Annotated in this window: 10 protein-coding genes; 6 read left to right on the top strand and 4 right to left on the bottom strand. The window is 30.6% G+C overall.

Annotated elements, in window-relative coordinates; genetic code table 11:
- Positions 1 to 29: 29 nt before the first annotated feature.
- Positions 30 to 3,269 carry a S41 family peptidase gene (locus ATE90_RS05795; RefSeq protein WP_101451034.1) on the bottom strand — a complete coding sequence of 1,080 codons (3,240 nt, stop codon included), beginning with the start codon at positions 3,267 to 3,269 and terminating at the stop codon, positions 30 to 32.
- Positions 3,270 to 3,371: 102 nt separating this feature from the next.
- On the opposite strand from ATE90_RS05795, the gene ATE90_RS05790 reads away from it, so the two are divergent.
- Positions 3,372 to 3,836: a MaoC family dehydratase gene (locus ATE90_RS05790; protein WP_036786370.1), complete on the top strand. Its 465-nt coding sequence runs from the start codon at positions 3,372 to 3,374 to the stop codon at positions 3,834 to 3,836.
- A 179-nt stretch (positions 3,837 to 4,015) separates the two neighbouring features.
- Here ATE90_RS05790 and ATE90_RS05785 read toward each other — a convergent pair whose 3' ends face one another.
- Positions 4,016 to 4,687: a TetR/AcrR family transcriptional regulator gene (locus tag ATE90_RS05785; RefSeq protein WP_036786372.1), complete on the bottom strand. Its 672-nt coding sequence runs from the start codon at positions 4,685 to 4,687 to the stop codon at positions 4,016 to 4,018.
- Between the two features lie 244 nt (positions 4,688 to 4,931).
- Here ATE90_RS05785 and ATE90_RS05780 point away from each other — a divergent pair, with 244 nt between their 5' ends.
- Entirely contained in the window at positions 4,932 to 5,384 is a 453-nt protein-coding gene (locus ATE90_RS05780) for a cold-shock protein (RefSeq protein WP_091954039.1), read from the top strand.
- An 86-nt stretch (positions 5,385 to 5,470) separates the two neighbouring features.
- Here the strand turns inward: ATE90_RS05780 and aroB are convergent, their stop codons facing one another.
- Positions 5,471 to 6,529 carry a 3-dehydroquinate synthase gene (aroB, locus tag ATE90_RS05775; protein ID WP_036786374.1) on the bottom strand — a complete coding sequence of 353 codons (1,059 nt, stop codon included), beginning with the start codon at positions 6,527 to 6,529 and terminating at the stop codon, positions 5,471 to 5,473.
- An 89-nt stretch (positions 6,530 to 6,618) separates the two neighbouring features.
- Here aroB and ATE90_RS05770 point away from each other — a divergent pair, with 89 nt between their 5' ends.
- The 4 genes from ATE90_RS05770 to ATE90_RS05755 all read left to right on the top strand — a co-directional run bounded on the left by ATE90_RS05770 (position 6,619) and on the right by ATE90_RS05755 (position 10,591).
- A complete protein-coding gene (locus tag ATE90_RS05770; RefSeq protein ID WP_101451033.1) occupies positions 6,619 to 7,782 on the top strand; it encodes a proline dehydrogenase family protein in 1,164 nt (387 codons plus the stop codon).
- The gene (locus ATE90_RS05765) at positions 7,782 to 8,069 is read left to right on the top strand and encodes an LETM1 domain-containing protein (protein ID WP_036786379.1); all 288 of its coding nucleotides are present in this window, start codon (positions 7,782 to 7,784) and stop codon (positions 8,067 to 8,069) included. Before ATE90_RS05770 ends, ATE90_RS05765 begins: the two co-directional genes overlap by 1 nt.
- A 268-nt stretch (positions 8,070 to 8,337) precedes the next feature.
- Positions 8,338 to 10,110 (top strand): translational GTPase TypA, encoded by a 1,773-nt coding sequence (gene typA / locus ATE90_RS05760; protein WP_036786381.1) that lies wholly within the window; start codon positions 8,338 to 8,340, stop codon positions 10,108 to 10,110.
- 100 nt (positions 10,111 to 10,210) lie between these two features.
- Positions 10,211 to 10,591, top strand: coding sequence for a hypothetical protein (locus ATE90_RS05755; RefSeq protein WP_036786383.1), 381 nt, complete (start codon positions 10,211 to 10,213; stop codon positions 10,589 to 10,591).
- 55 nt (positions 10,592 to 10,646) lie between these two features.
- Here ATE90_RS05755 and ATE90_RS05750 read toward each other — a convergent pair whose 3' ends face one another.
- Positions 10,647 to 12,185 (bottom strand): sodium/proline symporter, encoded by a 1,539-nt coding sequence (locus tag ATE90_RS05750; RefSeq protein WP_036786385.1) that lies wholly within the window; start codon positions 12,183 to 12,185, stop codon positions 10,647 to 10,649.
- Positions 12,186 to 12,245 lie beyond the last annotated feature (60 nt).

Below are 12,245 nucleotides of genomic sequence, written 5' to 3'. Positions count from 1 at the left end.
TTTTTTACTTCACAGAAAAGTTATAACGATCATTCTACATCTTTCAATAACTCTTTTATAGAACGTTCTAATTGTTGGTCTCTTCCTTTAGAAATAACTCTAGGCATATTCTTTATTTTTATCATTGGTTCGGTTTGGTTATTTTCCATCCATTCACCTGCTTTATTTTTAGCACTTACAGGAACAACTCCCCAATAAGAACCGTTCGGTAGGCTTTCCCAACCAGCAAAACTACAAGTGCCAGGTACTGGCATACCCACAGTTTTTCCAATTTTTAAATCAGTATATCCAGAAGCGTAACAATGCCCATCAGAATACATACTTTCATTAAAAATTGATAAAGTTGGTTTTGTCCATCTGGAAGTTGGTTCTCCACCAACAACTTTATCTTCAGTTTCATATGTAATAAAAGGGACACCTGTAAAAAACATTGCTAAATCTGCTACTAAATCACCTCCACCATTAAAACGAGTATCTACAATTACTCCTTTTCTATCCGTATATTTTCCCATCATATCTTGATAAATGCTTCTGTAAGGACCATCTCCCATGCCTGGAATGTGAACATAACCAAGTTGGCCATTACTTTTTTTGTCAACTTCTTTTTCGTTAGTTTTTACCCATCTTTTATATAAAAGTCGATTTTCATCTCTTAAAGAAACTGGCTTCACAGTAATAGTTTGTTTCTTTTTAGTTTTAGGATTTGTAATATCTAATAACATAAATTTACCAACTTTTCTGTTTAAATATTTCGCAACATCTTGATTTTTATCAATAGTCTCTCCATTAATATTTTCGATAATCATTCCAGGAACAATCTTAAACTTTGCTTTATCTAATGGTCCTCCAGAAATAATTTCATCAATTAAAATACCATCACCTTTATGATTATAATTCATAAAAATTCCAAGAGATGCTGTTGCATCACCATTGGAGATTCCATTTCCTCTTGAGCCTGAACCTGAATGTGACACATTTAATTCTCCTAACATTTCTGATAACATTTCTGAAAACTCGTGAGCGTTTCCTATTGACGGAAGATACTTGGTATATTCTTTCTTCATTTTATTCCAATCAACTCCATGAAAAGTTGGTTCATAAAAAATAGCTTTTGTACGTATCCAAACATGATTAAACATGGCAGTTCTTTCTGCACTTGCATTAAATTCCATTTCACCATTAATTTTAACAGCTTTATTCTTCTTAGTACTTAAATCTAATTTAGAAATTTTACCACTGCTTAATAGGTATAAGTTTTTTACTTCTTTGTCCCATTTTAAACTACCAAAGTTGGTGTTTAATTTTATCAACATTTTTGTTTCTTTGGTACGTAAATTAGTGCTCCAAAGATTCATCTTACCTTCAAACCTTGCTAAATAATATAATTCATCTCCTTTTTTAGAAAGTACTGCATCCCCTAGACTTGAAGAATGAATAGTAAGCCTTTTTGTCCTATTTTTCATATGATCAAAATCAAAAGTAAGTGGTTTCACTTCCTTTTTTTTATCCTTTTCATCTTTATCTTTTTTAGTGTCTTTTTTATCTGATTTATCTTTTTTATCATTCTTTTTAGCTTCGTCTTTAATGGCTTGCATTAATTTATAATCTTCTTCACTTAAATTAAATTCATCCCAAGCATCCTGTGTAAAGAACATACTATACACATCATTTTGAGAACGACCACTGGTAGCATAAGACTTTAATCCATTTCTGTTACTAAACCAAATCATTTGTTTGCCACCATTTACCCATTTCGGACTAGAATCATAATATCCACTTTCATTCAAATTTATTCTTTTAGATCCATCAGCAGCCATTAATAATACTTCACCATTACTTAAGGTTTTTCCCCAATCAATTAAAAGCCATTTACTGTCTGGACTCCAAGTAAAATATTGATCACCGTCACGCATATGATATAAATCTTTAGGTGATAATAATATTGTTTCTTTATTACTTGCAATATCTTTAACTTTTATAGTTCTTCTTCCTTCAACAAAAGCTATTTTTTTTCCATCAGGTGAATATTCTGCAAGATAGTTATCATGTTTATTTTCAATTACTGATTCTTCTTTTAATACTGTTGCGGCATAAAAGAAAGGTTCTTCTTTTCTTACTTTTTCCGTTTTAAAAATGCTCCATTTTTCATTTCTTTCGCTGCTGTAGACAACAGATTTTCCATCTGGCGTCCAAGAAACAAAACGTTCTCGTTCTGGTGTATTAGTTAACCTTTTGGTAAAGGTTTTATCTACAGAAGTTACAAAGACTTCACCACGAGCAATAAAAGCAATCTCTAATCCATTAGGAGAAATTGACATTTCATTGATTCCTCCATTTATAGAAATAAACTTATCGTCATTGTCTATATTTTGAGTTTTAATGTTAACTTTTAATTTTTTAGGTTTTTCATTTTCTTTCATGGTATATAATTCACCATCGAATCCAAAAGATATAATTCCATTGCCAAAACTTAAAAACCGAATTGGGTGTAATTTAAAATCTGTTAATTGCAGATCTTGATTTGGATTGTCTAATGATAATTTGTGAATATTAAACGTTCCACTTTTTTCGCTTAAATAATAAATACTTTTTTCATCAGCACTAAAAACTGGTTGTCTGTCTTCTCCACCAAAAGAAGTAATCATTTTATGGGTATCTGTTTTTTGGTCATACAGCCATATATCTCGGGTAATTGAAGAAGTATGATGTTTTCTGAATTCATTTTCCCCTCCTTTTTTATCATGATAAATCATTGTCTTACCATTCTTTGAGAACTGAACATATTCAGCCGGAATAGTAAGTATTTGTTTTACTTTTCCTCCGCTAACGGGAACACTATATAACTCTGGTTGCGATGCAGTAGGATATTGCCTATGATTTACATCATCTTGACGCATTGCTCCAAAAACAATTTCTTTATCGTTCGAAGAAAAAGAAAATGGAGATTCATTTGTGGAATGAAAAGTTACTCTGGCAGCAGACCCACCATTAGAATCCATCACATAAATATCAAAATTTCCATAACGGTCAGATGCAAAAGCTAATTTAGAGCCGTTTTTATTCCAAACTGGCATAAAATCATGAGCCTTATGAAAAGTCAGTTGAGTGGCATTTCCACCCGTTGTTGGCACTTTATATAAATCACCCTTATAAGTGAATGCAATTTGAGTTCCATCTGGAGAAATTGAAGAATAACGCATCCATTGTGGATTATCTTGAGCATTTATTGAGAATGCAATTAAAGATAAAAATAATAGTAATTTTTTCATTTTTAGTAAATTTTAGCTAAGCTAACAAATTAATATATAAACTTATAATCACAATGTTAAATTTGAAACGAATACTGTATTTTTACTAAAAAGATAACTCTAATGAATACATTAATTTTTAATTCTATGAAAGACTTTCTTTCAATGAAAGGAAAGGCACTGCCTGAAAGTAATTGGTATAAAGTCACACAACAAATGATTAACGATTTTGCGAATGCTACTTTAGACAAACAATGGATTCATGTTGATGAAAATAGAGCAGAGAAGGAGAGTCCTTTTAAAAGTACAGTTGCTCATGGTTTTATGTCTGTATCGATGATTTCTAAGTTATTGGAAGAATCTTTTTCTGTAAAAAGTATAAAAATGGGTTTAAATTATGGATTAAACAAAGCTCGTTTTCCAAACCCAGTTCCTGTAAATAGTCAATTAAGAATGATTTCGATGGTTAAAGACATAGAAGAGATTTCTAACAACGGATTTAAAGTTACCTTTCTATGCACCATAGAAATTAAAGGGCAAGATAAACCAGCTTGTGTTGCTGAATTTATTGCGGCTTTATTTGAATAAAAAAAGTAACAAATCACAGCTTTTAATTTATGAATAATTTCTTTTAAAAAAGACAACCTTTTGCAACTACTTTTTTAGAATTTAATTAGAAAAATATAAAGAAAGGAGATATCTCTATTATTATAGAATACTCTATTTCTGTCTATAATTCTCTTCCAGAGTCCATAAATAGATTATCATTATTTTAAAGTATTTTTCACTAAATCAATAAAGAAATTTGTTGGTGTCTTTCCTTCTTTACAATTGGTAATTGATAGGAAATGTTCGTTTAAAAAATGTTGATATAAACCTCCTTCAATAATTGTACTTGCTAAACTTAGCGCATAGGGATATTCTTTTTTTACATCTAAAATCATTTCACTAATTCTAATAATTACTCTCTTATAAACTTCAAAATACCCTTCTTTATTTTCTGTATCTACTTCTTTCGTTAAAAATGATTTAGAGCTTTCGTTTACAATAATTCTGTATAATAAAGTTTCGTTAATGTGAGAGAAATTATTATCATCCTCTATGATTCTTGTTGCAATGGTAACTGCTTTTTCTAACTTATTAAAAGGATTAGAAATACTAAAAGTTTCAATGACTAATTGATATTCTAACCATGCCCAATACCAGGAAGATAGGTAAAGAAGTAGTTTATGTTTACTCTCAAAATAACGATAAATCGAACTTTCATTAGAACCTATTTTTATTCCTAATTTCTTAAAAGTAAAACCTTCAAAGCCAATCTCATTTATCAATATAATACTTCGCTCAATGATTCTTTTTCCTAATTCTGATGTTTCTGGATCTTTGATAAAAATTTTATCAGAAACAGAAATTTTTAAGACAGTTAATAAATTTTTCATGCTTTATAATTTATAGCAAATCTAATAGTAATACTATTATAAATTAATAGTATTACTAAAATTTAATAATTATTTAACATCTACATCATTTCAATTAAGAATAATTCCTGAATAAATCGTATATTTGCAGAGTAAGAAAGAATACACTCCAGTTATTACACTAGTTAGCGTTAGTTTGATTTTAAATTTTCAGTTAGGTATTTTATCTTATCAGAAACAATAATTTAAAACTCTTATATTTTTAATGGCAAAATCGCAACAAACATTTAGTAAAAGTGAAAAAGAAAAAAAACGTTTAAAAAAACGTTTAGACAAGCAAAAGAAAATGGAGGCTAGAAAAGCAGAAAAAGAAGAAAATGGACCGACAGGAATTCAGTTTGCTTACGTAGATCATAATGGAAATTTAGCAGATACTCCGCCAGATCCAGATTTAAAAGTGGAATACGAATTGGAAGATATTCAGATTTCAGTAACAAAAAAAGAAGATTTACCAGAAGAAGATCCTGTTAGAAAAGGAAAAGTAAACTTTTTCGATTCTTCAAAAGGATTTGGATTCATTATTGACCATGAAAATGGTGAAAAATATTTTACTCATGTTAGTGGTTTAATTGATGAAATTACTGAGAATGATAAAGTTTCTTTTGAACTCGAGAAAGGCATGCGTGGAATGAATGCAGTAAAAGTGAAGAAAATTTAGAGAATACTAGTTTCTCTGTGATAACTAAAAAAACCTATTACTGCCCAAAGTAATAGGTTTTTTTAATTATATGTATATATATTGCTTTAAGAATTATAAAACTCCATACTTTCTATAATTAAATCTTCAGAAACTTTACAATCTAACTTAAAGTCTTCAAAATCATTTAAAAGTACAAAATTTACTTGTCCGTTTATGTTTTTCTTATCGTGTTTTAGCAACTCCATAATGTTACAAAAATCTTTTTTTAATAAAATAGTTCTATTATAAATGGATAGAACTACTTCTTTTATTTCATTTACATTCTTTTTAGGAAAACCTAACAATTTAAAAGACATGTAACTTTCACAAACCATTCCAATAGCAATCGCTTCTCCATGTGTCAGGTTTTCTTTCTCATCAGATTCTAAATAAAAAGATTCAATTGCATGACCTAAAGTATGACCGAAATTTAAAATTTTACGTATGTTCTGTTCCTTAGGATCTTGCAAAACTACTTCATTTTTTATCTCTACAGAACGAAATATTAAATCACTGATTTTTAAATACTTATTATTCTTTATCTCCTTAAATAATTTAACATCATAAGTAATACCATATTTAATAATTTCTGCGGTTCCAGATTTAATTTCTCTATCAGAAACCGTTGATAAATAATCAGTATCTACCAATACCATCTCAGGATTAGCAAACAACCCAATCTGATTTTTCAATACTCCCAAATCTACACCTGTTTTTCCACCAACAGATGCATCAACCATAGACAATAAAGTGGTTGGAATATTTACAAAATCAATTCCACGTTTAAAGCAAGAAGCAACAAAACCACCTAAATCGGTTATTACACCCCCGCCTAAGGTGATTAACAAACTTTTTCTATCTCCACCTAATTCAGTAATTGCATTCCAAACTCCAATGCATGTTTCCAAATTTTTATTAATTTCTCCGGACTCAATTTCTATCAATTCTATAGTTTTATCAATAGATAAATTTTGAATAAACTTTGGGTAACAATACTCAAAAGTATTCTCATCCACCAAAATAAAGATTGTAGAGTAGTTTTTTATTTCAATTAATTTAGAGAGTTCTTGGTAACTATCTTTATGAAAATGAACAGGATATGTTACTGCTTGTATGGTTTTCATTTGTAATTTATTAGGTATGCAAATTAAAAATAAAAAATTCAATTATTACTATTCAATAGTTATATTTGTTTTAACTAAAATGACCTTGAATGAAACTTTTTGATAATACAGAAATTGCTTTTTCTTTAAAATCCGATTCCCAATTAGAGCGTGCCTATTTTTTGTTTAGGATGATACAAAATCAACCAATGGTAAGAATTGGTAGCGCAGTTACTAATTTTGCATTGAAAGCACATTTACCTATAGAAGGTTTAATCCGTTCAACAGTTTTCGATCATTTTTGCGGAGGAGTAACAGAAGATGATTGTTTGCCAATTATAGATAATATGTATAATAACGGCAAAGTTCATAGTGTTTTAGATTATTCCGTAGAAGGTAAAGATGAAGAAGTAAGTTTCGATGGTGCTTTAGCAAAAATTATAAGAATCATTAACTTTTGTGAAGAAAAACAATCCATTCCGTTTGCCGTTTTTAAACCGTCGGGCTTTGGTCGTTTTGCTTTATATCAGAAATTATCTGAAGGAAAAAAGTTAACCTCTAAAGAGGAAGAAGAGTGGAATAGAGTAGTAGCACGTTTTCATAAAGTATGTAAACTAGCCGTTAAAAAAGATGTTCCTTTGCTAATTGATGCAGAAGAAAGCTGGATGCAAAAATCTGCAGATGAGTTAATTGAAGAATTAATGGAGCTCTACAACAAAGAAAAAGCTATTGTTTTTAATACATTACAAATGTATAGACATGATAGAATGAACTACCTAAAAGAACTTCACAAAAGAGCAAAAGAGAAAAATTTTTATATTGGTATAAAAGTGGTGCGAGGCGCTTATATGGAAAAGGAACGAGAAAGAGCGGAAGAAAAAGGGTATCCTTCTCCAATCTGCACAGACAAAAAAGCCACAGATCTTAATTATGATACTGCTATAAAATATATGATGGAACAACCAAAAATGGCACTTTTTGCAGGTACCCACAATGAAAATAGCTCTTATTTAGTGATGGATTTAGCAAAAACACACAATATTAAAGTAGATGATAACCGCCTTTGGTTTGGTCAGTTATTTGGTATGAGTGATCATATTAGCTATAATCTAGCCAGCGAAGGTTATAATGTAGCAAAATATTTACCCTTTGGTCCCGTTAGAGATGTAATGCCTTATTTAATAAGAAGAGCGGAAGAAAACACTTCCGTTGCTGGACAAACTAGTAGAGAACTAAATCTTTTAAAAACGGAGAGAAAGCGCAGAAAATTATAATGAATAGTATAGAAGAAATAAAAACGTTACTTCATAGAAATAAATTAAGACTTGCTCAAGAATTAAAGCAAAGTAAAGAAGCTGTGTTTCTTATAAAAAAAGGGACTCATTCTTCATTAACAGAGGAAGAAAAAGAAAAGGTTAAAATACAGTTGTTAGATATTTGTAAAGCAATACCAGCATTGGCAGTTTTTTTACTCCCTGGCGGCGCTTTACTCTTACCGCTTTTAATAAAATTAATTCCTGATATTTTACCGTCTGCTTTTCAAGAAAATTTTGAAGAATAAGAGTTATTTGTTTACTATCGGAAAGGTAAATTACTCCTAAAAAGTCTGGAAATTATTATTTTTCAGACTATTTTCAAATTTTACTCTTGTTTCAAAAGATTAATATTTTAGAATGTTGCAACAAATAAAAATTCTTTAAAAAGATATAAATATCACTCTTAGGTTCCAACAGTTCTTCATTCGATTACTCTTAAATAAAAATAAATCGTTAGAATCCGTATAAATACCATAGAAACAATTACTTTTGCACGAAATTTAAGAAACACGCATGCAACCAATTAGAAATATTGCTATTATAGCTCACGTAGATCACGGAAAAACAACCTTAGTTGATAAAATTATTGATCAAGCAAAAATTTTAGACGATCGAAAAGAACGTACAGATTTATTGTTAGATAATAATGATTTAGAAAGAGAAAGAGGAATTACTATTCTTTCTAAAAACGTATCTGTAAACTATAAGAACACAAAAATTAACGTAATTGATACTCCTGGTCACGCCGATTTTGGTGGTGAAGTTGAGCGTGTATTAAAAATGGCTGATGGAGTTTTATTATTAGTTGATGCATTCGAAGGGCCTATGCCTCAAACTCGTTTTGTATTAGGTAAAGCCTTAGAGTTAGGATTAACTCCAATTGTTGTTGTAAATAAGGTAGATAAAGAAAACTGTACGCCAGATATTGTACATGAAAAAGTTTTTGATTTGATGTTCGCTTTAGAAGCAACTGAAGAGCAATTAGATTTTGCAACTGTTTACGGTTCTGCAAAAAATAATTGGATGAGCACAGACTGGAGAAATGAAACAGATAATATTATTCCTCTGCTAGATGCTGTATTAGAATCTATTCCAGAAACTACATACAATGAAGGAACTCCACAAATGCAAATTACTTCTTTAGATTTCTCTTCATTTACAGGTAGAATTGCTATTGGACGTGTTTTTAGAGGCGATTTACAAGTAGGTAAAGATTACATGTTGTGTAAAGCAGATGGTTCTACTAAAAAAGTAAGAATTAAAGAACTACACGTATTCGAAGGAATGGGTAAAGTTCAAGTAGATAAAGTTCCATGTGGAGATATTTGTGCAATTACAGGTATAGAAGGATTCGAAATTGGTGATACTATTGCTGATTTAGAAAACCCAGAAGCATTGCCAAGAACAGAAATTGACCAACCTACAATGAGTATGTTGTTCACCATCAACAATTCTCCTTTCTTTGGTAAGGAAGGTAAATATGTAACATCTCGTCATTTAAGAGACAGATTGTTTAAAGAATTAGAGAAAAACTTAGCTTTAAAAGTTGAAACTACAGATTCTGAAGATAAATTTAATGTTTTTGGACGTGGAGTTTTACACTTATCAGTTTTGATTGAAACCATGCGTAGAGAAGGATATGAATTACAAGTGGGAAGACCACAAGTAATTTTAAAGGAAATTGATGGAAAGAAGCATGAACCAATGGAAACATTGTCAATTGATGTTCCTGAGGATGCAGCATCTAAAGCAATTAATTTAGTATCTCTTAGAAAAGGAGATTTATTAATAATGGAGCCAAAAGGAGATCTACAACATTTAGAATTTTCTATTCCATCTAGAGGTTTGATCGGTTTAAGAAATAGAATCTTAACTGCAACTGCTGGTACAGCAATTATTAACCACCGTTTTTCAGAATACGGTCCTTATAAAGGAGACTTTACTGAAGATATAAAAGGAGCTATTGTATCCTCTGCTGCGGGTAAAGCAACAGCATATGCATTAAACCGTTTACAAGATAGGGGACGTTTTTTTATCGATATTAACCAAGAAATTTATATTGGTCAAGTAATTGGAGAAAACTCTAAATCAGATGATTTAGCAGTAAACTTAATTAAAGGAAAGCAATTAACAAACATGCGTAAATCAGGTACAGATGACGCTATGAAAATTGCTCCTAAAGTAGATTTCTCTCTAGAAGAAAACATGGAGTATATTAAAGGAGATGAATATTTAGAGGTTACGCCAGAAAGTTTACGTATGCGTAAGATTACTTTTAAAGGATAACAGAGAATAACTATTTCGTAATTCTGTACTCGTTTCAGAATTTAATAATAAAACCAAAAAGCTCAAGTTTAAAACTTGAGCTTTTTTTTATCTTTGCCATATGAGTGATTTTAAGCATCTTTTCAATATTTTAGAACATAGTATAGCCAGTAACAAATTTGTAAAGCTAACGTTAAGTAAGCCACTAAGAAAGAGTGAAGGCTTGTTAAATGTCTATGTACGTTTGTTTGTAGTTGATAAAAAAGAAGTTTTTCAGTTAAAATATCGTTATCCAACAGAAGAAAAGTATCAGCAATTTTCTTTAGAAGACGTAAAGACTGAGTTAGAAAAATTATTAATTGTATCCTTTAGGGCTGGAACCCTATTTACTTTAAGCGAAGATTTATTAGTAATGGTTTCTAAAAAGAAAGCTGTTTCGTATCGAGAAAATAGCCCAAGTTTTAAAAATAAATTACCAGAAATTTTGTTAAAATCAAAATAAAATAAAAAGCTCAAGTAAATTGAGCTTTCTATCTGGAGTTATATAAAGTGCATTTTTATTCATTTGAGATATCAATTTTTTCAATCATTTTTATAGCTTCAGCTCTCGGTGGATATTTTTTAGAGACTACAAAACCAACTACCATTGCAACGACAAAAGAAGGAAAAAGGACATCCATAGCAACAAAGTATTGTCCTATACTTTCTATTTCTTTAAATACAAAATTGAATAATACAACAGCTGCAAAACCTGATATCATAGAGGCAATAGCTCCTTTTTCAGAATATCCTTTCCAAAAAAGTGTAAGAATAATTACTGGACAAAAAGCGGCTGCAATGCCAGACCAACCAAAGAGAATCACCCAAAAAATCTGCCTATCAGGAGAAACATAATTCATAACCATGGCAATTATTAAAGCAGTAAAGGCCATTATAACTGTTGCTATTCTTGAAATTTTCGTTAAACTTTCGTCTTTAATATCTGGTCTAAATATTTTCTGATAAAAGTCACGCGTAATCGCACTTGATGCCAATATTAAAAGAGAATCTATGGTAGACATAATTGCAGATAAAACTATGGCAACAAAGATGGCTACTAAGATTGTGGGTAAGAACTCTTCTGTAACCATACTTAAAACATCCGCACCATTATTTCCCAAAACAGCTTCAGGATCTTGTCCTTCTTTTGTAAAATAGATACGAGCAAGAATACCAATGGTTACAGCTGCAGCATCTGTTAATAATGTAAAGGTAGTTGCCACCCATTTTCCTTTATCTATCTCTTTTTCATCATTTATAGACATAAATCGAACATATACCTGAGGCGAACCAAGAAAACCAAGACCAATCATTGAGAATCCTAGAATTGTAAAAAGATTCATCCATACGTCAGTACTTCTGCCCATTACTTGCGTTAAAGTTGGATCAATAGCATTTAACCCTGCAGTAACTCCAGCTCCATGATCCATAGAAAACCAAACAACAATTGGCAATAAAACCAATCCAAAAAACATCAGTAAACCTTGAAATAAATCTGACCAAACAGCGGCTACAAAACCACCGATAAAAATATAGGCGAGTACAATTAGAAACCCAATTAATGCGCCCAGTTTATAATCTATACCCAGCATTGAGTTAAAGGCAACACCAGTAACATCTATTTGTGAGGCTACGTAAATAACTATAAATACAACCAAAATTGCTGCAGATATAATTCTTAATGTATTTGTTTTTGATCTAAAATGACTATTCAAATAATCAGGAATTGTTATTGCACCAAATGCATCAGATCTTTTTTTGAAACGTTTTGCCATAAATTGCCAAGAAACGAAGACACCAAGTAATTCTCCAACAACTACCCAATAGCCCGAATATCCCGCCATAGCACCCATTCCTGTAAGTCCTATAAGTAACCAGCCAGATTCTCCCGTTGCTCTTGCAGAAAAAGCAACAGCCCAAAAACCCATTTTTTTTCCGCCAACATAATAATCACTCATACTTTTTATGCGCCGAGAAGCTAAAATTCCAATTAGGAATAAAATTCCAACATAAATTGCCAATATGGCTATTTTGATTATAAAACTTTGGTCTTGCATAGTTATTAACTTTTTGGTTTGTCTGTAAAGAGAGAATAAAACAAACTTATTTTTTATTTT

The sequence above is a fragment of the Polaribacter sp. Hel1_33_96 genome, from assembly GCF_002846595.1.
In the GTDB taxonomy this organism is placed as follows: domain Bacteria; phylum Bacteroidota; class Bacteroidia; order Flavobacteriales; family Flavobacteriaceae; genus Polaribacter.
The sequence above is the reverse complement of the archived record's forward strand: the minus strand, read 5'-3'. Positions and strand labels throughout refer to the sequence as shown.